At 65.0% G+C, this 23,984-nt stretch carries 23 protein-coding genes; 11 read left to right on the forward strand and 12 right to left on the reverse strand.

Features of this window, described 5'->3' with window-relative positions; genetic code table 11:
- The first annotated feature begins 182 nt into the window (after window positions 1-182).
- The 11 genes from BHMPCIPO_RS21040 (at window position 183) to BHMPCIPO_RS21090 (ending at window position 12,010) form a co-directional block, all read left to right on the forward strand.
- Window positions 183-1,064 (forward strand): carbohydrate ABC transporter permease, encoded by an 882-nt coding sequence (locus BHMPCIPO_RS21040; protein ID WP_173518773.1) that lies wholly within the window; start codon window positions 183-185, stop codon window positions 1,062-1,064.
- Window positions 1,064-1,909, forward strand: a complete 846-nt coding sequence (locus BHMPCIPO_RS21045; protein WP_173518774.1) for a carbohydrate ABC transporter permease — start codon at window positions 1,064-1,066, stop codon at window positions 1,907-1,909. Before BHMPCIPO_RS21040 ends, BHMPCIPO_RS21045 begins: the two co-directional genes overlap by 1 nt.
- Complete coding sequence (locus BHMPCIPO_RS21050) at window positions 1,906-2,931, forward strand: SIS domain-containing protein (RefSeq protein ID WP_173518775.1); 1,026 nt, start codon at window positions 1,906-1,908, stop codon at window positions 2,929-2,931. Before BHMPCIPO_RS21045 ends, BHMPCIPO_RS21050 begins: the two co-directional genes overlap by 4 nt.
- A 3-nt stretch (window positions 2,932-2,934) precedes the next feature.
- Window positions 2,935-3,870: a PfkB family carbohydrate kinase gene (locus BHMPCIPO_RS21055; RefSeq protein ID WP_173518776.1), complete on the forward strand. Its 936-nt coding sequence runs from the start codon at window positions 2,935-2,937 to the stop codon at window positions 3,868-3,870.
- Window positions 3,867-4,952: an ABC transporter ATP-binding protein gene (locus tag BHMPCIPO_RS21060; RefSeq protein ID WP_173518777.1), complete on the forward strand. Its 1,086-nt coding sequence runs from the start codon at window positions 3,867-3,869 to the stop codon at window positions 4,950-4,952. Before BHMPCIPO_RS21055 ends, BHMPCIPO_RS21060 begins: the two co-directional genes overlap by 4 nt.
- Window positions 4,953-5,056: 104 nt before the next feature.
- Entirely contained in the window at window positions 5,057-6,115 is a 1,059-nt protein-coding gene (locus BHMPCIPO_RS21065) for a D-TA family PLP-dependent enzyme (RefSeq protein ID WP_173518778.1), read from the forward strand.
- A gap of 320 nt (window positions 6,116-6,435) precedes the next feature.
- Window positions 6,436-7,473 carry a sulfate ABC transporter substrate-binding protein gene (locus tag BHMPCIPO_RS21070; protein WP_376741675.1) on the forward strand — a complete coding sequence of 346 codons (1,038 nt, stop codon included), beginning with the start codon at window positions 6,436-6,438 and terminating at the stop codon, window positions 7,471-7,473.
- A gap of 118 nt (window positions 7,474-7,591) precedes the next feature.
- Window positions 7,592-8,452 carry a sulfate ABC transporter permease subunit CysT gene (cysT, locus tag BHMPCIPO_RS21075; RefSeq protein WP_210266620.1) on the forward strand — a complete coding sequence of 287 codons (861 nt, stop codon included), beginning with the start codon at window positions 7,592-7,594 and terminating at the stop codon, window positions 8,450-8,452.
- The gene (gene cysW / locus BHMPCIPO_RS21080; RefSeq protein WP_173518781.1) at window positions 8,442-9,356 is read left to right on the forward strand and encodes a sulfate ABC transporter permease subunit CysW; all 915 of its coding nucleotides are present in this window, start codon (window positions 8,442-8,444) and stop codon (window positions 9,354-9,356) included. The genes cysT and cysW overlap by 11 nt, the downstream gene beginning before the upstream one ends.
- 31 nt (window positions 9,357-9,387) lie before the next feature.
- On the forward strand, window positions 9,388-10,521 hold the full coding sequence (locus BHMPCIPO_RS21085) for a sulfate/molybdate ABC transporter ATP-binding protein (protein ID WP_246304498.1): 1,134 nt from the start codon (window positions 9,388-9,390) through the stop codon (window positions 10,519-10,521).
- A 124-nt stretch (window positions 10,522-10,645) separates the two neighbouring features.
- Window positions 10,646-12,010, forward strand: coding sequence for an FAD-binding oxidoreductase (locus tag BHMPCIPO_RS21090; protein WP_173518782.1), 1,365 nt, complete (start codon window positions 10,646-10,648; stop codon window positions 12,008-12,010).
- Between the two features lie 45 nt (window positions 12,011-12,055).
- Here the strand turns inward: BHMPCIPO_RS21090 and BHMPCIPO_RS21095 are convergent, their stop codons facing one another.
- The 12 genes from BHMPCIPO_RS21095 to BHMPCIPO_RS21150 all read right to left on the reverse strand — a co-directional run bounded on the left by BHMPCIPO_RS21095 (window position 12,056) and on the right by BHMPCIPO_RS21150 (window position 23,984).
- Window positions 12,056-12,565 (reverse strand): RES family NAD+ phosphorylase, encoded by a 510-nt coding sequence (locus BHMPCIPO_RS21095; protein WP_173518783.1) that lies wholly within the window; start codon window positions 12,563-12,565, stop codon window positions 12,056-12,058.
- Window positions 12,565-12,933 (reverse strand): antitoxin Xre/MbcA/ParS toxin-binding domain-containing protein, encoded by a 369-nt coding sequence (locus BHMPCIPO_RS21100; protein ID WP_173518784.1) that lies wholly within the window; start codon window positions 12,931-12,933, stop codon window positions 12,565-12,567. Before BHMPCIPO_RS21100 ends, BHMPCIPO_RS21095 begins: the two co-directional genes overlap by 1 nt.
- Before the next feature lie 72 nt (window positions 12,934-13,005).
- The gene (locus BHMPCIPO_RS21105) at window positions 13,006-13,791 is read right to left on the reverse strand and encodes a crotonase/enoyl-CoA hydratase family protein (protein ID WP_173518785.1); all 786 of its coding nucleotides are present in this window, start codon (window positions 13,789-13,791) and stop codon (window positions 13,006-13,008) included.
- A complete protein-coding gene (locus tag BHMPCIPO_RS21110) occupies window positions 13,788-14,657 on the reverse strand; it encodes a hydroxymethylglutaryl-CoA lyase (RefSeq protein ID WP_173518786.1) in 870 nt (289 codons plus the stop codon). Before BHMPCIPO_RS21110 ends, BHMPCIPO_RS21105 begins: the two co-directional genes overlap by 4 nt.
- A complete protein-coding gene (locus BHMPCIPO_RS21115; protein WP_173518787.1) occupies window positions 14,654-16,642 on the reverse strand; it encodes an acetyl/propionyl/methylcrotonyl-CoA carboxylase subunit alpha in 1,989 nt (662 codons plus the stop codon). Before BHMPCIPO_RS21115 ends, BHMPCIPO_RS21110 begins: the two co-directional genes overlap by 4 nt.
- Window positions 16,643-16,657: 15 nt before the next feature.
- Window positions 16,658-17,041, reverse strand: a complete 384-nt coding sequence (locus tag BHMPCIPO_RS21120; protein WP_173518788.1) for a RidA family protein — start codon at window positions 17,039-17,041, stop codon at window positions 16,658-16,660.
- Window positions 17,042-17,051: 10 nt separating this feature from the next.
- The gene (locus tag BHMPCIPO_RS21125) at window positions 17,052-18,659 is read right to left on the reverse strand and encodes a carboxyl transferase domain-containing protein (RefSeq protein ID WP_173518789.1); all 1,608 of its coding nucleotides are present in this window, start codon (window positions 18,657-18,659) and stop codon (window positions 17,052-17,054) included.
- 46 nt (window positions 18,660-18,705) lie between these two features.
- On the reverse strand, window positions 18,706-19,869 hold the full coding sequence (locus BHMPCIPO_RS21130; RefSeq protein WP_173518790.1) for an isovaleryl-CoA dehydrogenase: 1,164 nt from the start codon (window positions 19,867-19,869) through the stop codon (window positions 18,706-18,708).
- Window positions 19,870-20,180: 311 nt separating this feature from the next.
- Entirely contained in the window at window positions 20,181-20,738 is a 558-nt protein-coding gene (locus BHMPCIPO_RS21135; RefSeq protein ID WP_246304500.1) for a gluconokinase, read from the reverse strand.
- Between the two features lie 102 nt (window positions 20,739-20,840).
- Window positions 20,841-21,536, reverse strand: a complete 696-nt coding sequence (locus BHMPCIPO_RS21140) for a class II aldolase/adducin family protein (RefSeq protein WP_173518791.1) — start codon at window positions 21,534-21,536, stop codon at window positions 20,841-20,843.
- Window positions 21,533-23,002: an FGGY-family carbohydrate kinase gene (locus tag BHMPCIPO_RS21145; protein WP_173518792.1), complete on the reverse strand. Its 1,470-nt coding sequence runs from the start codon at window positions 23,000-23,002 to the stop codon at window positions 21,533-21,535. The genes BHMPCIPO_RS21140 and BHMPCIPO_RS21145 overlap by 4 nt, the downstream gene beginning before the upstream one ends.
- Before the next feature lie 133 nt (window positions 23,003-23,135).
- On the reverse strand, window positions 23,136-23,984 hold the full coding sequence (locus BHMPCIPO_RS21150) for a sugar phosphate isomerase/epimerase family protein (RefSeq protein ID WP_173518793.1): 849 nt from the start codon (window positions 23,982-23,984) through the stop codon (window positions 23,136-23,138).

The raw sequence follows: 23,984 nt of genomic DNA on the forward strand, positions 1-23,984 counted from the left end.
TCCCAAGCCCCGGGCGGATAACCGCCCGGGGACCGCGGGAAGCGACGCTTCGGCGGTTTAACGCTTGCGTCCAAGGACTTTAACACTTTGATTTGGCGCATCATTCGCTTGGGTCGGTTACGATCCGAGGCAATGTGCGATAGCATGACGGGGCTCCCTGGGCCCGAGAAGGTTTCCACCCCATGTCCGGCACCTGGATAACGACGCGCGCATGGCTGCTCATGCTGCCACTGCTGGTGGTCATGATTGCGGTCATCGGCTGGCCGTTGGTCGATACGGTCAGGCTGTCCTTCACCGACGCCAAACTCGTCGGCACTGAAGGCACATTCGTCGGCTTCGACAACTATGCCAAGATGCTCGGCGGCTCGAACTTCCAGCGCGCCTTCGTGACGACGGCCTGGTTCGCCGTCGTCTCGGTCACCGCCGAGATGGTGCTCGGCGTGCTGGCGGCCCTTCTGCTCAATCAACAGTTTCGTGGTCGCACCGCACTGCGGGCGCTGATGATCCTGCCCTGGGCGCTGCCGACGGTGGTCAACGCCACACTCTGGCGGCTGATCTATAATCCCGAGTATGGCGCGCTCAACGCCGCCTTGACGCAGATCGGCCTGATCGACAGCTACCGCTCCTGGCTCGGCGAGCCCGGCTCCGCGCTGACGGCGCTGATCATCGCCGACTGTTGGAAGAACTTTCCGCTGGTGGCCCTGATCGCACTCGCGGCCCTCCAGGCCGTGCCGCGCGATATCACCGCCGCCTCGCTCGTCGATGGCGCCGGCCCCTTCAATCGCTTCCGCTATGTCATCCTGCCCTATCTGGCGGGGCCTCTGCTCGTCGCCCTCGTGCTGCGCACGATCGAGGCCTTCAAAGTGTTCGACATCATCTGGGTGATGACGCGCGGCGGCCCCGCCAACAGCACGCGCACGCTGTCGATCCTCGTCTATCAGGAGGCCTTCTCCTTCCAGCGCGCCGGATCGGGCGCCTCGCTGGCACTGATCGTCACGCTGCTCGTGACCGTGCTGGCCGTCGCCTATGCGGCACTGGTGCGCAAGGCCGCAGGAGCATCGTAATGGAACGCCAGAGCCACCTGTTCACCACCTTCGTCTACGCCTCGGCGCTCTTGCTGGCAGCGGTCATCCTCGCCCCCATTCTCTGGCTCTTCGTCATGAGCATCTCTTCGGCTGCCGATCTCTCCGCAAGGCCGCTCAACTGGTGGCCGGACGAAATTGACCTGTCGCGCTACCGCCTGCTGTTGTCGACGCTGGAAAACAGCGCCGGCGCCGCCTTTACCGCTTCGCTGTTCAACAGCATCAAGGTCGCCGGCATGGCGACGCTGGCGGCGATCGCTGTCGCCATACCGTCCGCCTGGGCGGTATCTCGCACGCCCAGTGTTTCCTGGTCGCTCTATGGCGTGATCGCCACCTATATGCTGCCGCCGGTGGCGCTGGCCGTACCGCTCTACATGGGGCTTGCCTATCTCGGCCTTTTGAACTCCGTGTTCGGCCTGGCGCTTGTCTACCTCACCATTTTGGCCCCCTTCACCACCTGGCTGTTGAAATCCGGCTTCGATTCCATTCCCAGGGAGATCGAGAGCGCGGCGATGATCGATGGCGCCCGCCTCGACCAGATCCTGCGGCTCATCACCCTGCCGCTCGCGGCACCGGTCATGGCGACTTCCGCGCTCTTCGCCTTCCTGCTCGCCTGGGACGAATTCTTCTATGCGCTGCTCTTCACCTCCGATCTGCGCGCCAAGACGCTCACGGTCGCCATTGCCGATCTCGCCGGCGGCCGTGTCTCCGACTACGGACTGATCGCAACCGCCGGGGTGCTCGCCGCCCTGCCCCCGGTGCTGATCGGCCTCCTCATGCAGCGAGCCCTGATTTCCGGGCTGACCAGCGGCGGCGTCAAAGGATGACGGCTATGACCACCACGCAACGCCCGGCCGGGCTCGTCGCAATCGATCGTGAAATGGCGCGTCAGGCCTCGGATGCGATCGCCTCCTTCCACCAGGCAACCACCCCTGCAACGAAGATTGCCGCCTCGCTAGAGGCGACGGGCAAGCTGCTGCTGCTCGGCATGGGCGGTTCGCATGCCGTCGGCCGCGCCGTCGAGCCGCTCTACCGCGCCCATGGCATCGACGCCGTTGCCCTGCCGCTCTCGGAACAGCTCGGCCAGCCGCTTCCAATCGAGAACAAGACAATCCTGGTGACCTCGCAGTCGGGCGAAAGCGCCGAAGTGCTGCGCTGGTTTGGCGAAACCAATGGTGCAACGCCGGACACCTTCGGCCTCACCTTGGAAGGCGGCTCCTTCCTCGCGAGGAATGCACCATCGCTCATCGGCGTTGGAGGCACGGAAAAAGCCTTTGCCGCCACCCGCAGCCTGACGATCAGCTTCGCCCTGCATCTTGCCGTTCTCGCTGCCCTTGGCGACGACCCGGCCGCAGCGTTTCAGGCACTGGAACATCCGCAATCGCCCGATGCGGCGGCAGCGCTTGCTGCGTTGAGCGGCGTCCGATCCGTCGTCACGTCGGGCCGCCGGTTGCAGGGCCTCGCGGAAGCGATCGGCCTCGGTCTGACCGAGCTTTCGCGACTGCCCTGCTTCTCGCTCGAAGGCGGCCAGCTCCGCCACGGACCGATGGAAATGCTCGGCCCATCGGTTGGCGTCGTGCTCTTCCGGGCGAACGATCCGACCGCCGGTCTCGTCGAAGCCATGGCTGTTTCCGCCGCCGGGGCCGGCTCGCCGGTCATCGTCTTCGACGCCTCCGGCCAAGCGCCGATCGAAGGCGTCACCACCGTTTCCTTTGCACCGGCCGCCGGCATGGCGGCGATTTTCGCCATGCTGCCGGTCGCCCAGTCCTTCATGATCGCCTTTGCGGCGGCCCGCGTCGAGAATGCCGGCACTCCCGTGCGCTCGACCAAGATCACCCGGAGCGAATAGCCGATGCGTCCTCTTGCCGTGGTCGGCAACGCCAATGTCGACCTCATCCTCGGGCCGGCGGCCCCCTGGCCGAAGGCTGGCACCGAAATCATCGTCGATCACGACGAACTGCGCGTCGGCGGCTGCGCCGGCAACAGTGCGCTCGCCTGGAATTCGCTCGGCGTCGACTATGTGATCGCCGCCAATGTCGGCAACGACCAGTTCGGAACCTGGCTGAAGGAGGCTTTTCCCGAGCGATCCAAGTCCTGGCCGGTCGAAAATGTCGGGACCACGCTCTCCGTCGGCATCACCCATCCCGATGGCGAGCGCACCTTCTTCACGACGCGCGGACATCTTCCGCTTTTGAGTTTTAAGAAGGTTCGAGCGATGCTTGACGGCGAGAAGCTGCGCGGCGGCTACACGCTGCTTTCGGGTGCCTTCCTCACCGATGCGCTAACCGCGGACTATGACCGTTTCTTCGACTGGACAGACGCGCACGACATAGCCGTTGCCCTCGACACCGGCTGGCCGCTCGACGGCTGGACGCAGACAAACTGCACGGCAACCGTCGGCTGGCTGAAGCGTTGCCGGCTGGCGCTGTTCAACGAGGTCGAGACGACGACGCTGACGGGCGTTGCCGACCCGACCGCAGCAGCACACGAACTCCGGAAACACATGCCCGAGGGCGCGATCGTCGTCGTCAAGCGTGGACCCCATGGCGCGATCGCCATCGATGCGGAAGGCCGTCTTTCGTCGGCCGCCGCACCCGCGGTTTCCGTGGTCGATACGATCGGCGCCGGCGATGTTTTCAATGCCGGGTTCCTGGCGGCACTTGCCGCCGAGATGCCTTTGGAAGCCTGTCTTCGCACCGGCGTCGCCATCGCCTCCGAGGCGATTTCCACCCTGCCGCGCAGCTACGGCAAACCGCTTTCGTCCTACCTTCAGGAGACCGGCGCATGAGCGCTCTCGCCATTCAGAATATTCACAAGCGCTATGGCGAGATCGAGACGCTGAAGGGCATCGACATCGACTTGGAGAGCGGCGAGTTCCTGGTGCTGCTCGGTTCGTCCGGCTGCGGCAAGTCGACCCTGCTCAACATCATCGCCGGACTTGCGGAGCCGAGCGGCGGCGACATCCGGATCGGCGATCGCTCCATTCTCGGCGCCCACCCCAAGGACCGCGACATCGCCATGGTGTTCCAGTCCTACGCGCTCTACCCGAACATGAGCGTCGCGCGGAACATCGGCTTCGGGCTGGAGATGCGCAAGGTTCCGGCCGCCGAGCGCGAGAAGGCGGTGGCGGAAACGGCGAAGCTCCTGCAGATCGAGAACCTGCTCGACCGCAAGCCGAGCCAGCTTTCCGGCGGTCAGCGCCAGCGCGTCGCCATCGGCCGCGCGCTTGTCCGCAATCCGCAGGTCTTCCTCTTCGACGAACCGCTCTCCAACCTCGACGCAAAGCTGCGCATGGAGATGCGCACCGAGCTCAAGCGCCTGCACCAGATGCTGAAGACCACGGTCGTCTACGTCACCCACGACCAGATCGAGGCGATGACGCTCGCGACCCGGATCGCGGTGATGCGCGACGGGCGGATCGAGCAACTCGGAACGCCGGAAGAGATCTACGACCGGCCGGCGACGCTCTATGTCGCCGGCTTCGTCGGCTCGCCGCCGATGAACATCCTTGATGCGACCGTTGCGCGAGGTGAGTTGCAGATCGCCGGCGACGGGCAGGCAATCACCCTGCCGACCCGCTTCCGGGGCGTTGTCTCGGATGGCCAGCGCGTCAAGGTCGGCCTTCGGCCGGAAGCGCTGCGGCTTGCCGCCGCCGGCGAGACCGCGCCGCAGTTCAAGGCCCGTGTCGAGGTGGTCGAACTGACCGGCCCCGAGCTCGTGACGACGGCGCGGATCGGCGAGCAGCGCATCACCGCGTGCCTGCCGCCGCGCAGCTCGGTTCTTTCGGGCGAAGAGCGCGCCTTCGCCGTCGAGGCGGATGCCCTTCATCTCTTCGATCCCGACAGCGGCCGGTCGCTGGCGAAGGCCTGAGGTTGGCTACGGGCGACGGCCCGGATTGCTTTGACAACGCCTTTTCCTTCTTGTGAGAATCGTTCATCACAGATTGTCCCGCGCGAGAAGAGGAAGTGACCGTGATGCCCTTGCCGATCGAAACGCCGGCCGTTCTCGTCGATCTCGAGGTTGCCAAGCGCAACATCGAGCGCTTCCAGGCCTACGCCGACGAGCATGGCATTCGCGTGCGTCCGCATATCAAGACGCACAAGCTGCCGCAGATGGCCGAACTGCAGCTCGAGGCCGGCGCAGTCGGCATCACCTGCCAGAAGGTCACCGAGGCGGAAGCGATGGTCGAGGGCAGCGACCGGATCAAGGACGTGCTGATCACCTACAACATTCTCGGCGAGGCCAAGATGGCTCGGCTGGAACGGCTCAATGGCCGCGTCGCGCTTGCCGTCGTCGCCGACAATGAGACCGTCATCGACGGGCTTGCGGGCTTTTTCGCGGGCAAGGACAAGCCGCTTCGCGTGCTTGTCGAATGCAACACCGGTGCCGATCGCTGTGGCGTTGGCACGCCGGCAGAAGCCGCGAGGCTGGCCCGCCGGATCGCGGATGCGCCGGGGCTGGTCTTCGGCGGCCTGATGACCTATCCGCCGGTCGACGGCGAGGCGAAGGTCCAGGCCTTCATGAGTGAGGCGAAGCGACTGATCGAAGCCGACGGCATCGCCGTGCCCGCCATCACCTCGGGCGGCACCCCGAGCATGATGCACGCCGCCGGCGCCCCTGTTGCCTGTGAGTATCGACCGGGCACATACATCTACAACGATCGCTCGCTGGTTTCGCGCGGCGTTGCCGGCTGGGACGATTGCGCCCTGACGGTGCTTGCGACCGTCGTCTCGGTGCCTTCCGAAAGCCGGGCGATCATTGATGCCGGCAGCAAGGTGCTGACCTCGGACCTGCTCGGGCTTGCCGGTTACGGTCACGTGCTCGGCCGTGATGACATCCGCATCGACCAACTCTCGGAAGAACATGGCCGCCTCGTCACCGATGGCCCGATCAACCTTAAGGTCGGCGACCAGCTCCGCATCGTACCCAACCACGCCTGCGTCGTGACCAACATGGTCGACGCCGTCCATATCGTCGAGGGCGGCACGCTGAAGGACACCTGGCCAATCGTCGCCCGCGGCCGCGTGCTGTAGAGACGTAGCGACCTGCCTTCTGCAGAAGCCTGTACTCTCCGGGAGTACCCGCATTCGCCCTGAAATGCAGAGCTGACGGATCCTTGAGGGACCTTTCGGCCAAACAGCAGCAGGGAGAATCGACGCGCGTCCACTGGACATAGGCGTCGCTCCCTCCATTTAATGGTCCCGGCGGACCGGTGCGGCCCGATGGGACGGTTGCAGGCAAACCGTTCCTGAAAAAGCCGCGAGAACGATAGGACATTTCCCGACAGCCGCCTCCAGCATCATCGGTTTGCGTTGTAGCAGTCGATTAAATTGATAGTTTTATCTGGTAACCAATGGAGGTCGAGATGGTCTTTGGACGAATTACCGGAATAGTGGGACTGGCAATTGTGCTCGGAGGCCTGCAGCTGGGAGCTGCGAGTGTTGCGTTTGCCGACACAACGATCCTGAACGTGTCCTATGACCCGACACGTGAACTCTATAAGGACTTCAACGCTGCCTTTGCCGAGAAGTGGAAGGCCGATACCGGCGAAACGGTGACGATCCAGACGTCGCATGGCGGCTCGGGCAAGCAGGCGCGCTCGGTCATCGATGGCCTGCAGGCCGATGTCGTCACGCTGGCGCTCGAAGCCGATATCGACGCGATCGCCAAGGGAACCGGCAAGATCCCGGCCGACTGGAAGTCGAAATTCGAAAACAACAGCGCGCCTTACACGTCGACGATCGTCTTCCTGGTGCGCAAGGGCAATCCCAAGGGCGTCAAGGACTGGAACGATCTGGTGAAACCGGACATCCAGGTGATCACGCCGAATCCGAAGACTTCGGGCGGGGCACGTTGGAACTTCTTGGCCGCTTGGGCCTACGGCAGAGCCGCCAATGGCGGTGACGACGCCAAGGCGCAGGAATATGTGACGGAACTCTTCAAGCACGTTCCGGTGCTCGACACCGGTGCGCGCGGAGCGACGACGACCTTCGTGCAGCGCGGCCTCGGCGACGTCCTGCTCGCCTGGGAAAACGAAGCCTATCTGTCGCTCGAGGAGCTCGGGCCCGACAAGTTCGAGATCGTTACGCCGTCGATCTCGATCAAGGCCGAACCGCCGGTGGCGCTCGTCGACGGCAATGTCGACGCCAAGGGCACGCGCAAGGTGGCGGAAGCCTATCTCGGCTACCTCTACAGCGATGCCGGCCAGAAGATCGCCGCCAAGCACTACTACCGGCCGTTCAAGCCGGCGGCGGCCGACCCGGCTGATATCGCTCGCTTCGGCGAATTGAAGCTCGTCACCATCGAAGATTTCGGCGGCTGGAAGGAAGCCCAGCCGAAATTCTTTGGCGATGGCGGCGTCTTCGATCAGCTCTACAAGCCGGGCCAATAAGAACAACCTCGGACGCGCAGCCGGTCAAACGGGCTGCGCGTCTTGCTTCGCGCCGCGCCGGGCCATTGGCAGGAAATGCGGTTCATTACGTCTCGTGAGCTTTGCAAAGGTAGTGCCATTGACGGATACGACGAAGACTGCGCCCTGGCGGTTTCGCCAGCCGAGTGTCTTGCCCGGGTTTGGGCTGTCGCTCGGGATCACGCTGAGCTGGCTGGTGCTGATCGTGCTGATCCCGCTGTCGGGCCTGGTGTTTCGCGCCAGCGGGCTCGGCTGGTCCGATTTCGTGGCGCTGACGCTCGATCCGCGCACGCTCAACGCGCTGAAGATCTCCTTCGGCACGGCGTTCCTCGCCGCGGTGATCAACCTGATCTTCGGCGTCATCCTCGCCTGGGTGCTGGTGCGCTATCGTTTCCCCGGCAAGCGGGTGATCGATGCCATGGTCGACCTGCCGTTCGCGCTGCCGACCGCGGTCGCCGGCATTGCCCTGACGACGCTCTATGCGCCCAATGGCTGGATCGGCCAGGTCATCGAGCCGCTCGGCCTCAAGGTCGCCTTCACCCCCGCCGGCATCGTCGTCGCGCTGATCTTCGTCGGCCTGCCCTTCGTCGTGCGCACCGTGCAGCCGATCATGGAGGAGATCGACAAGGAGGTCGAGGAGGCCGCCGCCACCCTTGGCGCCAGCCGCTTCCAGACGATCAGCCGGGTGCTGCTGCCGGGGCTGATGCCGGCCGGCCTCACCGGCTTTGCGCTCGCCTTTGCCCGCGGCGTCGGCGAATACGGCTCGGTGATCTTCATCGCCGGCAACCTGCCCTATGTCTCCGAGATCGCGCCGCTGTTGATCGTCATAAGGCTGGAGGAGTTCAACTACGCCGCCGCCACCGCGATTGCCGCGGTGATGCTGGCGATCTCGTTTGCGATGCTGTTGTTCATCAACTCGATCCAGGCCTGGAGCCGGCGGAGATATGTCTATGTCGCATGATCTGACCGCCAGCTCCGTGGCAAGCCCCCTGCCCGCTTCCGGCCCGCAGCCGGCCCTGCCGCAGCTTGCCGCCGCCACCTCGGAAAGCCGCTTTGCCCGGCTGACGCTGACGATCACCGCCCTTGCCTTCGTCGCGCTGTTCTTGCTGTTGCCGCTCGCCGCCGTCTTCACCGAGGCGCTGCGCAAGGGGCCGGCCGAGTTCGTGGCCGCACTTGGCGACGCCGAGACCTTCTCGGCGATCCGCCTGACGCTCACCGTCGCCGCCATCGCCGTGCCGCTCAACCTCGTCTTCGGCGTCGCCGCCGCCTGGGCGATCGCCAAGTTCGAGTTCAAGGGCAAGGCCTTCCTGACGACGCTGATCGACCTGCCGTTCTCGGTCTCGCCGGTGATCTCCGGCCTCGTCTTCGTGCTGTTGTTCGGCTCGCACAGCCTGATCGGCCCGTGGCTGCAGAGCCACGGCATCCAGATCCTCTTTGCCGTGCCCGGCCTGGTGCTCGCCACCGTCTTCGTCACCTTCCCCTTCGTCGCCCGCGAGCTGATCCCGTTGATGCAGGAACAGGGCAGTAGCGACGAGGAGGCGGCGCTGTCCTTGGGCGCGTCCGGCTGGCAGACCTTCTGGCACGTGACGCTGCCGAACATCAAATGGGGGCTGCTCTACGGCGTGCTCTTATGCAACGCCCGCGCCATGGGCGAGTTCGGCGCCGTCTCGGTCGTCTCCGGCCACATCCGCGGCGAGACCAACACCATGCCGTTGCAGGTGGAAATCCTCTATAATGAATACAACTTCGTCGCCGCCTTCGCGGTGGCGGCGTTGCTGGCGCTGCTGGCGCTGATCACCCTGATTTTGAAGACGGCGCTGGAGATCCGCTACAGCGCCGAGATCGCCGCCAGCCGCAGGCACTGACCGGGACAGCCCGCATTCGAAAGGTATCGCCATGGACGTGCGCGTTCACAACATCCGCAAGGAATTCGGCCGCTTCCCGGCGCTCGACGACGTCTCGCTCGACATCCGCTCCGGTGAGCTGATCGCGCTCTTGGGTCCCTCCGGCTCCGGCAAGACGACGCTGTTGCGCCTCGTCGCCGGGCTCGAAAGCCCGACCGGCGGCACGATCTTCTTCGGCGACGAGGATGCCTCGCAAAAGACGGTGCAGCAGCGCAACATCGGCTTCGTCTTCCAGCACTATGCCCTCTTCCGCCACATGACGGTGCTCGACAACGTCGCCTTCGGCCTCAAGGTGCGGCCCGGCCACCGCCGGCCGCCGGCGGCCGAGATCCGTAAGCGGGCCCTCGATCTCCTCGAGCTGGTGCAGCTTTCCGGCCTCGACAAGCGTTATCCGGCGCAGCTCTCCGGCGGCCAGCGCCAGCGCGTCGCACTCGCCCGCGCCATGGCGGTCGAACCGAACGTGCTGCTGCTCGACGAGCCCTTCGGCGCGCTCGACGCCCAGGTGAGGAAGGAACTGCGCAAGTGGCTGCGGGAGATCCACGACCGCACCGGCCACACGACGATCTTCGTCACCCACGACCAGGAGGAGGCGCTGGAACTCGCCGACCGGGTCGTGGTGATGAGCAAGGGGGCGATCGAGCAGGTCGGCACCCCGGACGAGATCTACGACCATCCGGTCTCGCCCTTCGTCTATGGCTTCATCGGCCAGTCGAACTGCCTCGCCGTGACGCTCCAGAACGGCGAGATCTGGTTCGAGGACCGGCCGATCGGCCTTAGGGCCCCGGCCGAGCCGGACGGCCCGGCCAACCTGCACTTCCGCCCGCACGACATCGAGCTGATCGACGGCTGCGGCGGCTGTCTCGCCGGCCTCGTCACCGCCAGCCGCCGCGTCGCCGGCACCCGCCATCTCGAACTCGACCTCGGCCGCACCCACCCGCCGGTCGAGATCGAGCTCCCGCCCGAACGCGCCGCCGCCGGCGACCACAGCCGCATCGCCTTCCGCCCGACCAAATGGAAACTCTTCAGGGACGGAGAACGACAGACGGAAGACGAGAAGGCTGAACAGCAGGATGTGGAGGAATCCGGAGAGACGGAAGCCTTCGAGCTCGCCCGCACGGGCACCTGAATTCATCGCCCCTTCACAGGCTGGCGAAGACGTTTGAGCTTCGTCGGCCGATTTCGGTTTGCTTCGATATGCGTTAAGCAGGGACGCCCGCTGCCCACAATCGCCGCGGAAACGGGAGAAGCGCATGACGATCGTCGACGACCTGAAACAAGCCCTCGGCGACATCGTCCTAACGGGAACCGAGATCGGCGAACGCCATCGCAGTGACGCCAGCCTGACCGGCCGCGAACTGCCGAAGGCCGTTATCAGGCCAACGCGCAGCGAGGAAGTTGCGGAAGCCCTCCGCCTCTGCAACGCGCGCGGCCAGACGGTCGTTGTCCAGGGCGGCCTCACCGGACTTGCCGGCGGGGCGAATGCCGGCAGTGATGCCGTGGTGATTTCACTTGAACGTTTTACCGGCATCGAGGAAATCGACCCGCAGGCCGGGACCATGACGGTGCGCGCCGGCACGCCGCTCGAAGTTGCCCAGCGCGCTGCCGAAGACGCAGGCCTCCTGCTGCCGATCGATCTGGGTGCGCGCGGCTCCTGCCAGATCGGCGGCAACCTTGCCACCAATGCAGGCGGCATCCGGGTGCTTCGCTACGGCGTGACGCGCGACAACGTGCTCGGCCTCGAGGTCGTGCTCGCCGACGGCACGATCGTCTCGTCGATCAACAAGATGATCAAGAACAACACCGGCTACGACTTGCGTCAGTATTTCATCGGCTCCGAGGGAACGCTCGGCGTCATCACCCGCGCCGTCCTCCGGCTGCGGCCACTGCCGGCCGGCCGGCTGACGGCGCTTTGCGCCCTCGACAGCTACGACGCTGTCGTTGCCTTCCTCGCGCGCTGCCAGCGCCGTCTGCCCGGACTCTCGGCCTTCGAGGCCATGTGGCAGAGCTACTTCCGCTTCAACACCGAAGCCGAAAAGCAAAAGCTGTTCGCCGAAATTCCGCCCTTCGCCGTCATCATCGAGCAGGATCTGCTTAGTGACGACAGCGAGCGCGATATATTCGAAGCCTTTCTCGGCGAGACGCTCGAAGCCGGCATCATCAGCGATGCGCTGATTGCCCAGTCGGAGAAGGAGAGCCGCTCGTTCTGGAGCATTCGTGAGGGCCATGCGATGGACCAGTTGTTGCCCGCGATGATCAACCTCGACGTCAGCCTGCCGATCGGCGATATCAGCCGCTTTGCCGAGGAATGCGGCCAGGCCTTGTCTGCGCGTTTCCCCGCCGCCCACGTCTCCTTCTTCGGCCACGTGGCCGACAGCAACCTGCACATCGCCTTCTCGGAACCGGACAGCGACGCCGAAACGCCACATGTCGTCGACCGCATCGTCTACGAGATCGTGCGGCGCTATCGCGGCTCGATCTCGGCTGAACACGGTATCGGTACGCTGAAGCGGGATTTCCTCCACCATTCGCGCAGCCCCGCCGAACTCGAGCTGATGCAGCGGATCAAGCAGGCGCTCGATCCGAAGGGAATTCTCAACCCGGGCAAGGTGCTCTAACGCGGCTCGGTCTTCCGTCCGTAGCTGCGCTTCGGAGCATGGGTTTCAGAGCCAGGAAGCCGGCGTTTTCGGCAGGCGCCCCTCGGGATCGATGACCTGCAACTCAGCCCCTTCCCCATCGTTCCAGCGCCAGAGCGCAACGCAGGTGCCGCCAGGCGACATGAAGGACGGATAGATCAGGGCGTCGAAACCTCGGGCGCTAAGGTCCGCCTGCAAGCGATGTGTCTCCGGCACGAGACCGCCATCGAGCGCATCGCGCCATTCGCAGCGGTGGATGTCGTCGGTGAGTCCGAACATGGCCAGCCCATCTGCCGTTGTCAGATCGGCGAGCCTCGCAGAGCGTAATTCAAGCTGGGCGATCAGCGCCGGGTGCTGGACGAAACCCTCATTATACTCGGCCCAGGCGGTCGAGAGTTCGCGCGCGGCATAGATCGTCTGCGTTCCGATCGGATTCCAGCGTCCGCCGAAGCGTGCCGCGCCTTCGCCGGAGAGCGGCGCATGCGCCCAGCGCGGCACATAGGCGCGCCACAGGCGCACCGGCTCGCTTCCTGCCATCAGGCGTAGACACCGGAACGTACGGCTTCGAGATAGGCGAGCACCTTGTCGGCCTTGCCCTCGCCGACGAGATCATAGGCAGTCTTGCCGGCCCAGCCGGGGATCGGCTGGTGCTTGAACCAGATCACGGCGCGACTGTCGTCACCCGCCATCTCGCCGGCCATAGCAAGGATGCGCACGACGTTGCTCAAAGCCGCATCGACCTTGCGGGCACTGGACTTCGCCGTCAGCGTATTGCGCGCGACGCCGATCAGCTTCGCGAGCTCGGCAAGCGTCACGCCGAGACGATCAGCGACCAGCCGGGCGGAGAGAAAGGACGAGTGGCTCTCGCCGTAGCGGGCGGCGGAGACATTGAAACTGACAGCCATGGCACGATCCGCGCTTATTTTGATCACCATGCAATCAAAATAAGCTCAAAAAGCGTCCAATTCAAGGAAGGCCTATTGACGCCAGGAGGGCTCACGCTTGTCAAAAAAGGCGCCGACACCTTCGCGAGCCTCGTCGGACTCCCAGCAATCGGCGAGCTGCTCGATCGTCGCCGCGATGGTTTGCTCGGTGATCGGGGCCCCGAGCGAACGCGCGAGCCGCTTGGCCCGGCCGGTGGCTTCGGGAGCCGTTACCAGATAGGGCCCGATCTCCGCTTCGACCGCCGCATCCAGTGCGTCGGCCGCGGCAACGACCGTAACCAGCCCCAAGGCGCGCGCCTCCTGCGCGCCGAACAGGCGGGCGGACATGAACAGCGGTCGCGCCTTGCCCTCGCCGATCCGGGCGACGACATAGGGGCTGATGGTGGCCGGGATCAGGCCAAGGCGAGTCTCGGTCAATCCAAATTTGGCGTCGGCCGCGGCAACGGCGGCATCGCAGATACTCATGAGACCGACACCGCCGCCGAAGGCATTGCCGTGAAGACGACCGATCACCGGCTTGGCGATCTCATTCAGCGCCTTGAACATCATTGCAAGCCGCGTCGCCTCAGTGATCCGGGCCGGCCGATCCGCATCGAACTGCTCACGCATCCAGCCGAGATCGCCGCCAGCGCAGAAGCTGCGGCCCTCCGCTTCCAGTATGACGACCCGGACCGAGCGGTCGTCCGAAAGCGCGTTGGCGGCATCGGTCAGTTCGCCGATCATCCTCGCCGACAATGCGTTGTGTTTCTGCGGTTGCGCCAGCGTCAGCCGCGCGACGCCGCGCGTGTCGGTCGCGATCCGGATCGTTTCAAAAGTCATGAGTTTGTCCTCAAAGTCCGCGCGAAAGCCGCCGCTTGCCCAAGCTTCACCGGGTCGAGACCGGTCGAAAATCCCTTGCCGGTGACGAAGGCGCTGACGGCGAGCGTATCGACGTTACCGGCCGCTCCCGGCGCATAGGGACATCCACCGAGACCGCCGGCCGAGGCATCGAAAACCCGCAGGCCGCGGTTAAGCGCCACGGCGATATTGTCCAATGCGCGGCCGGACGTATCGTGGAAGTGGCCGGCAAGCCGCTCGGACGGAATGCGCTCCAGCACTTTGGCCAGCATCGCGTCCACCGCCTCCGGCGTGCCGCGGCCGATCGTGTCGCCGAGACTGATCTCGTAGCAGCCGAGATCGTCGAGCAGACCGGCGACATAAGCAGCACTGGCCGGCGCAATCGCGCCCTCATAGGGGCACTCGACGACGCAACTGACATAGCCGCGCAGCAGAAGCTCGCGCTCACGGCAGGCGTCGGCAATCGGTCGAAACCGCTCGATACTTTCGGCGATCGAGCAATTGATGTTCTTCTGCGAGAAGGTTTCGGAAGCGGAGGCGAAAATCGCCACCTCGTCGGCGCCGGCCTCGAGTGCCGCTTCGAGCCCGCGCATGTTGGGCGTCAGCACCGCGTAGCGCGTACCGGGTCGCCGGCTTATGCCAGCCATGACCTCCGCGGCGTCCGCCATCTGCGGCACCCATTTCGGACTGACGAAGCTCGTCACCTCGATCCGCTCATAGCCGCATTCAGAGAGCATGTCGACGAGGCGAATTTTGTCAGCCGTATCGACGATTCGGCCTTCATTCTGCAGTCCGTCACGCGGCGCCATCTCGACGATCGTCACGTGCCGCGGCCCCGATCCACTCATGCCGGGTTCTCCTGCTGGAGCATGACCAACACGGCGCCGGCGCTCACCTGCTCACCTTCGCTGACCAGAACGCTCTCGACCACGCCGGCGCGCGAGGCGGACAGCGTGAGTTCCATCTTCATTGCCTCCATGACGGCGAGCGCCTGTCCCTTTTCGACCGCATCACCCGGGCGGACCCGGATGAGCTTGACGATGCCAGGCATCGGCGCCGACACCTCGTCGTCGGCCACCTCGGTGGAATGACCGGTGCCGAGGGCATCGGGTAGGCGCAGCACGTAGGTTTCACCGCTGAGGAACAGGGTGATCTGCTCGCCCTCGCGCAGGAAGCGGAACTCATGCTGCGCGCCGGAAATCTCGGCGCGGGCGCCATCGGTGAAGCGGGCGAGGATCACCACGGGCAGAGCCGCCGTTCCGGTGTGGACCGCAAACTGGTCGCGGCCGCGCGCGGCAAGCGTCACGATCGTCCGTCCGCTGCTGTGCTCAACCGTGACGTTCCTGCTGGCGTCGCCCCAGATCTGCCAATGGCCGAGCGAAGACCAGGGATCGGCAGATCCATCCGGCAGCAGCGCCCCGGTCGAGATGATCGCCGCCAGCGCCAGCGCCGCATCGCTCGGCGCCATCGTTGCCGTGAGTTGTCCGATCGAACGGTCGATCAGGCCGGTATCGGGATGCCCGGAGCGAAAATCCGGTTCCGCAGCAAGGCGCGCCAGAAAATCGAGATTTGTAACCGCGCCGCCGATGCGGCAAGCCCTCAGCGCATTTTCAAGCTTTGCGAGAGCGGTCGAGCGGTTGGGGCCATGGACGATCAGTTTCGCGATCAACGGGTCGTAGAACGGGGTGATCCTGTCACCTTGGCGAACACCGGCATCGACACGCACGCCATCCTCGGGAAAGCTCAGCGTCGTCAGCCGCCCGGTGGCCGGCAGGAACCCGCGGGACGGGTCTTCCGCGTAGATGCGCGCCTCGAACGCCCAACCGTCGATGCCGATCTCACTTTGCCGTTTCGGCAACGCTTCACCAGCAGCGGCGCGCAATTGCCACTCGACGAGGTCAATACCGGTGATCGCTTCGGTCACCGGATGCTCGACCTGCAGCCGGGTGTTCATCTCCATGAAGTAAAACTGATCCGGCCACAGCCCATCCGTCACGTCGGCGATGAATTCGACGGTGCCCGCACCGACATAGCCGATGGCGTGGGCTGCCCGAACTGCAGCATCGCCCATCGCGCGACGTACTTCCGCGGTCATGCCGGGGGCCGGCGCCTCCTCGATCACCTTCTGGTGGCGGCGCTGCAGCGAGCAGTCGCGCTCGAAGAGGTGCAGAATGTTGCCGTGCCGGTCGCCGAAGACCTGAACCTCGATATGCCGGGGCTTCGTCAGGTATTTTTCGATCAGCACCGAACCATCGCCGAAGGCGGCTTCCGCCTCGCGCCGCGCCGCCTCGAGTGCGGCCGGAAACTCGGTGGCGCTGTCGACGCGCCGCATGCCTTTGCCGCCACCGCCGGCACGGGCCTTGATCAACACCGGATAGCCGACATTCGCCGCTTCCGCCGCGAGGAAGTCAGCATCCTGCCGCTCGCCGTGGTAACCGGGAACGACCGGCACGCCGGATTGCTCCATCAGTGCCTTGGCTGCATCCTTCAGACCCATGGCGCGGATCGCCCGCGCCGACGGACCGACGAAAGTGATACCGGCCGCCTCGACGGCATCGGCGAAATCGGCATTTTCCGAGAGAAAACCGTAACCCGGGTGGATTGCATCCGCACCGACCGCGCGCGCGGCGGCGATGATGCGCTCAGCCGAGAGATAGCTATCGAGCGCCGGCGGCGGGCCGATGCGTATCGCTTCGTCGGCAAGCGCTACGTGCAGCGCTCCCACATCGGCATCGGAATAGACGGCGACCGTGCGAATGCCGAGACGCTTGGCGGTGCGCATCACCCGGCAGGCAATCTCGCCGCGATTGGCAATCAGGAGTTTGGAAAACATCGGCATCCCCTGCCTCTATCGCGCCGCGATCACGTCGACTTCAAGCAGCCAGCCGGAATCGAAGATCCCGGCGATCACCACCGTCATCGCCGGGGCGAGCGCGCCGAGATATTCGTTGCGGATCTCGCGGTTCGCCAGAGTGTGATGGCGGTCGGCGAGATAGGTCGTCACCTTGACGATATCCGTCTTGCTCATACCCGCCGCCTTCAACTGCGCGTCGATATTGAGCCAGACCTGGCGTGCCTGCGCCTCGAAACCATCCGGCAGCACGTCGTCGGAGTTCAAGGGCACCTGGCCGCTGACGAAGAGCAGATGCTGGAAATCCTCGAGGCGAACAGCCTGCGAATAGCCGCCGCGCGGTTGCGGCGCGTTCTTGGCATTAATGTTCTCGCGTTTCATCCGCGTCTCCCTACATCCTGAAGAGGCCGAAGCGCGTGTCTTCGATCGGCGCGTTGAGCGCTGTCGAAAGCGACAGGCCGAGCACGTCGCGCGTCTTGCGCGGATCGACGACACCGTCGTCCCAAAGTCTTGCCGAGGCATAGAGCGGATGGCTCTGGCGCTCGAAGAGATCGAGGATCGGCTGGCGGAAACGTGCCTCCTCCTCTTCGCTCCAGGGCGTGCCCGCCCGTTTCAACGCTTCGCTGCGCACCGTCGTCAACACGCCGGCCGCCTGCTCGCCGCCCATCACCGAGATCCGGCTGTTCGGCCAAGTCCACAGGAAGCGCGGCGAGAAGGCGCGGCCGCACATGCCGTAATTGCCCGCGCCGAAGGAGCCGCCAACGAGCATGGTCACTTTCGGAACCCTCGCGGTCGCCACCGCCGTCACCAGCTTGGCGCCATGCTTGGCGATGCCTTCGGTTTCGTATTTTCGCCCGACCATGAAGCCGGTGATGTTCTGCAGGAACACGAGCGGGATCTTGCGCTGGGTGCAGAGTTCGACGAAATGCGCCCCCTTCAGCGCCGATTCCGAGAACAGCACGCCATTGTTGGCGATGATGCCGACCGGGATGCCATGCACATGGGCGAAGCCGCAGACGAGCGTGGTGCCGTAGCGCGCCTTGAACTCGTCGAAACGGGAGCCATCGACCACACGGGCGATGACCTCGCGGATGTCGTAGGGCGTGCGCAGATCGGAGGGCACGATGCCGGCGATCTCCTGCGGATCGTAGAGCGGCGGCTCGGGTGTCGCCAGTTCGACCGCCAGCGGCTTGTGACGGTTGAGCGTGGCGACGGCCCGACGCGCCAGCGCCAGCGCGTGGGCGTCGTCGCGCGCCAGATGATCGGCCACGCCGGAAAGGCGCGTATGCACATCGGCGCCGCCGAGATCCTCCGCCGAGACGACCTCGCCGGTCGCCGCCCTGACGAGCGGCGGGCCTGCGAGAAAGATCGTGCCCTGGCCTTCGACGATGATCGTCTCGTCGGACATCGCCGGCACATAGGCGCCGCCGGCGGTGCACGATCCCATCACGACGGCGATCTGCGGAATGCCTGCAGCCGACATGTTGGCCTGATTGTAGAAGATCCGGCCGAAGTGATCCCTATCCGGGAATACCTCGTCCTGGTTTGGCAGGTTGGCACCACCGGAATCGACGAGATAGATGCAAGGCAGATGGTTTTCCGCGGCAATCTCCTGCGCCCTGAGGTGCTTCTTTACCGTCAGCGGATAGTAGGTACCCCCTTTGACCGTCGGGTCGTTGCAGACGATCATGCATTCGCGGCCGGACACCCGGCCGATGCCCGTGATCAGTCCGGCCGCGGGCGCGTCACCGTTATACATGCCATGCGCCGCCGTCATGCCGACTTCGAGGAAAGGCGTTGCCGGATCGATGAGGTGCGCCACCCGGTCGCGCGGCAGAAGCTTGCCGCGGCTGACGTGACGCTCGCGCGCGGCATCGCCCCCGCCAGCGGCCGCGAGCTTCACGGCCTCCTCGACCGTCGCGATCGCCTCGGCCATGGCCGATTGATTGGCCCTGAACGTTTCGGAGGACGGCGAGATGTGAGATTTCAGAACGGTCATGAGGTCCTCATTGGATCGAGTTCGGCCGCTTTCGTCTCATCCCGCTCTAGCTCGTCTCGGTGAACAGTTCCCGGCCGATCAGCATGCGGCGGATTTCGCTGGTGCCGGCACCGATCTCGTAAAGCTTGGCGTCGCGCAGCAGACGACCCGCCGGGTAGTCGTTGGTATAGCCGTTGCCGCCGAGCGCCTGGATCGCCTCGAGCGCAAGCGCCGTCGCCTTCTCGGCCGCATAAAGAATGCAGCCGGCCGCATCCTTGCGCGTCGTCTCGCCGCGATCGCATGCCGCCGCCACCGCATAGACATAGGCACGTGCCGCATTCGCCGTCACATACATGTCCGCGAGCTTGCCCTGCATCAGCTGGAATTCGCCGATCGGCTGACCGAACTGCTTGCGCTCATGCAGATAGGGGACAACGACATCAAGGCAAGCGGCCATGATGCCGAGGGGGCCTGCCGAAAGCACCACCCGCTCGTAGTCGAGCCCGGACATCAGCACGCGGACGCCGCCGCCGACGGTGCCGAGCACGTTTTCTGCCGGCACTTCGCAGTCCTTAAAGATCAGTTCGCAGGTGTTGGAGCCGCGCATGCCGAGCTTGTCGAGCTTCTGGCCGGTCGAGAACCCGGCATAGCCCTTCTCCACCATGAAAGCGGTGATGCCGCGTGGACCGGCCGTCGGATCGGTCTTGGCATAGACGACGAGCACGTCGGCGTCCGGGCCATTGGTGATCCACATCTTGTTGCCATTGAGCACATAGCGGTCATCACGCTTGTCGGCCCTCAGCGTCATCGAGACGACGTCTGACCCGGCGCCGGGCTCCGACATCGCCAATGCGCCGACATGCTCGCCAGAAATTAGCTTCGGCAGATAGCGCGCCTTCTGGTCGTCGTTGCCGTTACGGTTGATCTGGTTGACGCAGAGATTGGAGTGCGCGCCGTAGCTGAGGCCGATCGAGGCTGATGCGCGGCTGATCTCCTCCATCGCCACGCAATGGGCGAGATAGCCCAAGCCGGCACCGCCGTATTCCTCGCCAGCGGTGATGCCGAGCAGGCCGAGTTCGCCCATCTCGCGCCAGAGCTGCATTGGAAATGCATTGTTGCGATCGGTCTCGTCCGCCAATGGCGCGATGCGGTCCATCGCGAAGCGCCGCACGCTCTCGCGCAATGCGTCGATGTCCTCGCCAAGCGCGAAGCTCAATCCGCCCTCAAACATGTCTATCCTCCCATCGTGCGGGCCGCGCGGTCTCCTCCCACAGCGGCCGGACGATAACGCTCCATCCTCTACGCGGATCGCGGCGAAAGCAATGATATCAACGCCGCGACATGGCCGGACGATAACACCGCGTTCCGCTAATTTCCTTCCAAAGAGCGGCGAAGCCAAGCACGATATGAAAATGCGAAGGCACCCGATGATTACATCCTGTGCGTGAAGCGGTCGCCGGAGGGGCAACGACACGAGGAACCTGCAGCTTGTGGCGTCACGACCGCGCCGAACCGGTCGTTTTCGGAAAACCGCTTCGAGACCTAGCGGCCAGCGGCAACGCCCAGCCCCACAAGCTGCGCGAGCACCTCATGGATCACGGCCTGCGGCGGCGGAGAGATGTCCACGGTGACGGTCAAAGGCTCGCCGACAGGGTCTTCCAGCGTCGCGAGCTGCGTGTCGAGCAACGAGGCAGGCATGAAATGTCCCGTCCGGCGCTGCATTCGCCCGGTAAGAACGTCGCGATCGCCGTGGAGATAGACAAAGGCAACAGGCTTGCCGGCACTCTCACGCAACAGATCGCGATAGCTGCGCTTCAGCGCCGAACAGGAGACGACGAGCGGAGCATCACCCGATGCGAGCTGCCGGCCGATCTCCTTCAGCCACGGCCAGCGGTCCGCATCGGTGAGCGGGATGCCCGCCGACATCTTGCGGATGTTCTCCTCGGGGTGAAGTGCATCACCCTCGATGAAGCGGTAGCCGCAGGCGGCGGCGACGGCCTCGCCGACCGAGGTCTTGCCGGTACCCGACACGCCCATCACCACGATGGAGCCGGGAAATGTCAGATGAAGACCGACCTCGGACGCGTGATCGTTCGACATGGCCGCGCTTGCTCCTTGCATCTGCCGCACTGATCCTTCCTGATACCTTTGCGACGACGGACGGACAAGGCGCCGGGGAGCACTTGCGCGCCGGACGCCCCCTTAAATCGCAGCGCGGGGGCGGGCGACGTCGTTGACGCCCTCGCCATCCGGCGCCTGGCCGTAGCTCATGCGACGCATCTGGGCGATGACCCGCTCCATCTCATCGTCGGGGAGCACCGGCGGTTCGCCGAGCGTCAGCGCCTGGACATACATGCGCGACAGGGTTTCGATCTCGATCGCCAGCCAGAGCGCGGACTCGAGCGTCTTGCCGAGTGAGATCTGGCCGTGCTGGCCGAGCAGGCAGGCCGTCCGGTCCTTGAGCGCCACCAGCGCATTGTCCGAGAGCGCCTGGGTGCCGAAGGTCGCATATTCGGCGCAGCGGATCGTCGTGCCGCCGGCGATGCCCGTCATGTAGTGGAAGCTCGGAATGGTCTTGTGATGGCAGGCAAGCGTCGTCGCATAGACGGAATGGCAATGCAGCACGACGTTGATGTCGGTGCGCTCCCTCAGGATATCGCGGTGGAAGCGCCATTCCGACGACGGACGAAGACCAACATAGGTGCCGTCGAAATCCATCTCGACCAGATCTTCGGGCTGCATCGTCTCATAGGGCAGCGACGACGGCGTGATCAGAAAACCGTCGTCGGTGCGCACCGAAAGATTGCCTGCGGTGCCCTGGTTGATGCCGCTCGAGTTCATCCGGCGGCAGATGTCCACCATCTCGCGGCGGAGCGAGAGCATGTCGGTCTTGGTCATCGATATGTCCTTTCGAAGTCGCGACTGGAACCATTGTTGTGCCCGGCGCGCGCTCGGGCGCGCCATTGCGACGCATAGACGGCGACCGCAGGCGAAAGATGCGAAACGTCGCCCGGATCGGCGAGCGACAGCGGCGCGGGACCTTGGCGTTGGCCCTGACTTGCAAGCAGCGCAGCACCGGAGGCCACGCCGTAGGCATCCAGATTGAAGCGGACCCGCCGGTTCGGCATGAGCGCCGCAACGAGGCGGGCATAGAGGGGATCGCGCAGAAAGCTTCCGTCAAGCACGACCAGCGGCCCCGGCCCGAGCGCTTCAATGCATTCCGCCGTCAGCAGGGCACAGTAGATGAGAGCCAGCGCCTTGCGCTCGATCGGGGTCTCCGGTGGCGGCCCGCTAATGCGACCGCGTCCGGCGCTTCCCGGAAAGAGGCCATCGTCATCGCCGAAGGAGGGCAGCGCCATGGTGCGTTTGGTGATCAGGCCCAGCACGACATCGTCCGGGACCTGGGCTGCCGGCGGTGCGGTGCCCGCCACATGCGAAAACTCGCGTCCGCCCATGGTGAGCACACCGCCCAGAGGATTGCCGAAGACGTCGCTGTTCAGCGTCATGCCGCGATGCTCGTCGAGCCGGCCGAGCGGCGTGCGGCCGGAAAAGCCGACGATCCAGGTTCCCGTGGAGACGACGATGAAATCGCCGAGGCCGGCGGCATGGTAACGATAGTGGTTGACGCTGCTGTCGTGGCCGCCGGTCAGCACGCGCAGCCCCTTCGGCAGGCCATAACGGTGGGCAAGCTCCGGACGTACCGGGCCGAGGACCTGCCAGGCATCGGCGAAATCCGGCATCAGCCGTTGCCAGCCGCGCGCGGCGACAATGGGCGCGAACCGGCGTTCGGCGACGTTCCACAGGTGCGATTGCGCGCCGAGGAAGCTTGCTTCCGATGCCGCAACGCCGGATAGCCGCCACGCCCAGTATTGTGGCAAGCCGAGATACCAGCGCGCACCGGCGACCGCATCCGGTGCATGCTCCTGCATCCAATAGAGCTGGCGGGCCTGATGGGTGGCGCTGTGCATCATCGCGCTGCCGCGATCGAAGAAGGAGCCGGCAAGCGGCGCGTAGCCTTGCCGGATCGCCTCCGGCAAAGGCTGCTCGTAGTCGATCATCGGTAAGGCGACGCCGGCCTCCGCGTCGGGATCTGCGCCGACGAGGACGCCACCGGATCCATGACCGGCGGCGACGAAGATTTGCAGCGGATGACGATTGCCGAGCGCTGCGAGGTTGGAGAGGACCCACTCGCCGAGGCTTGCGAGGTCGTGATGTCGCCAGGGCGGCCCCGGCAGCACCGAATTGGCGACGCTCTGCGTTTCCAGAACGACACCGTTTGCAGAGACCGCATTCAGCTTCACATTGGTCTTGCCGACATCGAGCACGGCCACCGTAGCGGCCTCGTCATCCGCTGCGACTGACATCTCGCTCGCAACCTCCCGTCCTGATCTAACGCGCGCAGAAGCGTTCTAGAGCGGCTCCAGCGAAAGCCGCTCTATCTGTTTGTTTTTACGCATTTCCGGACGTAAGCCGCTGCGCGCGTTTGCTGGAAATGCTTTAGATCAACCCGTATTGCCTCGCCTTGTTGCGCAGGAACGGCAGGCCGTTACCCATGACCTCCTCCTCGTCCTTGGCGACGGGTCGCCAGACGGCGAGGCCATAGGCAACTTCCGGCGGCATGTTGATGAAGCTCTCCATCGCAAGGCCGCCCTTGAAGCCGATCGCCGCCAGCGTCGCGAAGATCTCGTCCCAGGCGCAGTTGCCGTAACCGGGCGTGCCGCGATCGCTCTCGGACAGGTGGATGTATTTGATGAAATCGCGCGCATCGAGAATGCCGGTGCCGATGCCCTTCTCCTCGATGTTCATGTGGTAGGTGTCGAGGTGGACGAAGACATTGTCGGCACCGACGCGCTTGATCATGTCGACCGCCTGCCAACCGGTGTTGATCAGATGGTTTTCGTAGCGGTTGACCGCCTCAACGCCAAGCTCGATGCCGCGCATCTTGGCGTGCTTGGCCGCCGCCTGCAGCACGCGCGCGATGTTGTCGTATTCGGCCTCGGTCGGCGGCACGCCGGTGCGCTCGCCGATGCCGCCGTAGATGACGCCGGAGAGCGCCTCGCCGCCGAGATCGGCCGTCTTGTCGATCGCCACCTTCAGGTGCTCGATCGCCGCATCGGGACGGACGGATGCCCAGGCGTGCTCGGGCAGGCCGAGCGAGCAGACGGCGCGCAGCTTGTGTTTCTCGAGCAGGGCCTTGGTATGGGCGGTGTCGACCGCCGGCGGGTTGAGCATCGGGATCTCGATGAAATCCACCCCGTATTTCATCGCCGCGGCGACCGCGCGCTCAGCGCCGGGACGATCCCAATTCATGGTCCACATGCTCGTATGGACACCAAAACCCTGCAT

This window comes from Ensifer sesbaniae, from assembly GCF_013283665.1.
Lineage (GTDB): Bacteria > Pseudomonadota > Alphaproteobacteria > Rhizobiales > Rhizobiaceae > Ensifer > Ensifer sesbaniae.

Bases quoted from the DNA above. Each gene is read 5' to 3' on its own strand.
- BHMPCIPO_RS21040 (WP_173518773.1), top strand. From the start codon at position 183: ATGTCCGGCACCTGGATAACGACGCGCGCATGGCTGCTCATGCTGCCA.
- BHMPCIPO_RS21045 (WP_173518774.1), top strand. From the start codon at position 1,064: ATGGAACGCCAGAGCCACCTGTTCACCACCTTCGTCTACGCCTCGGCG.
- BHMPCIPO_RS21050 (WP_173518775.1), top strand. From the start codon at position 1,906: ATGACGGCTATGACCACCACGCAACGCCCGGCCGGGCTCGTCGCAATC.
- BHMPCIPO_RS21055 (WP_173518776.1), top strand. From the start codon at position 2,935: ATGCGTCCTCTTGCCGTGGTCGGCAACGCCAATGTCGACCTCATCCTC.
- BHMPCIPO_RS21060 (WP_173518777.1), top strand. From the start codon at position 3,867: ATGAGCGCTCTCGCCATTCAGAATATTCACAAGCGCTATGGCGAGATC.
- BHMPCIPO_RS21065 (WP_173518778.1), top strand. From the start codon at position 5,057: ATGCCCTTGCCGATCGAAACGCCGGCCGTTCTCGTCGATCTCGAGGTT.
- BHMPCIPO_RS21070 (WP_376741675.1), top strand. From the start codon at position 6,436: ATGGAGGTCGAGATGGTCTTTGGACGAATTACCGGAATAGTGGGACTG.
- cysW (WP_173518781.1), top strand. From the start codon at position 8,442: ATGTCGCATGATCTGACCGCCAGCTCCGTGGCAAGCCCCCTGCCCGCT.
- BHMPCIPO_RS21085 (WP_246304498.1), top strand. From the start codon at position 9,388: ATGGACGTGCGCGTTCACAACATCCGCAAGGAATTCGGCCGCTTCCCG.
- BHMPCIPO_RS21090 (WP_173518782.1), top strand. From the start codon at position 10,646: ATGACGATCGTCGACGACCTGAAACAAGCCCTCGGCGACATCGTCCTA.
- BHMPCIPO_RS21095 (WP_173518783.1), bottom strand. From the start codon at position 12,565: ATGGCAGGAAGCGAGCCGGTGCGCCTGTGGCGCGCCTATGTGCCGCGC.
- BHMPCIPO_RS21100 (WP_173518784.1), bottom strand. From the start codon at position 12,933: ATGGCTGTCAGTTTCAATGTCTCCGCCGCCCGCTACGGCGAGAGCCAC.
- BHMPCIPO_RS21105 (WP_173518785.1), bottom strand. From the start codon at position 13,791: ATGACTTTTGAAACGATCCGGATCGCGACCGACACGCGCGGCGTCGCG.
- BHMPCIPO_RS21110 (WP_173518786.1), bottom strand. From the start codon at position 14,657: ATGAGTGGATCGGGGCCGCGGCACGTGACGATCGTCGAGATGGCGCCG.
- BHMPCIPO_RS21115 (WP_173518787.1), bottom strand. From the start codon at position 16,642: ATGTTTTCCAAACTCCTGATTGCCAATCGCGGCGAGATTGCCTGCCGG.
- BHMPCIPO_RS21120 (WP_173518788.1), bottom strand. From the start codon at position 17,041: ATGAAACGCGAGAACATTAATGCCAAGAACGCGCCGCAACCGCGCGGC.
- BHMPCIPO_RS21125 (WP_173518789.1), bottom strand. From the start codon at position 18,659: ATGACCGTTCTGAAATCTCACATCTCGCCGTCCTCCGAAACGTTCAGG.
- BHMPCIPO_RS21130 (WP_173518790.1), bottom strand. From the start codon at position 19,869: ATGTTTGAGGGCGGATTGAGCTTCGCGCTTGGCGAGGACATCGACGCA.
- BHMPCIPO_RS21135 (WP_246304500.1), bottom strand. From the start codon at position 20,738: ATGTCGAACGATCACGCGTCCGAGGTCGGTCTTCATCTGACATTTCCC.
- BHMPCIPO_RS21140 (WP_173518791.1), bottom strand. From the start codon at position 21,536: ATGACCAAGACCGACATGCTCTCGCTCCGCCGCGAGATGGTGGACATC.
- BHMPCIPO_RS21145 (WP_173518792.1), bottom strand. From the start codon at position 23,002: ATGTCAGTCGCAGCGGATGACGAGGCCGCTACGGTGGCCGTGCTCGAT.
- BHMPCIPO_RS21150 (WP_173518793.1), bottom strand. From the start codon at position 23,984: ATGCAGGGTTTTGGTGTCCATACGAGCATGTGGACCATGAATTGGGAT.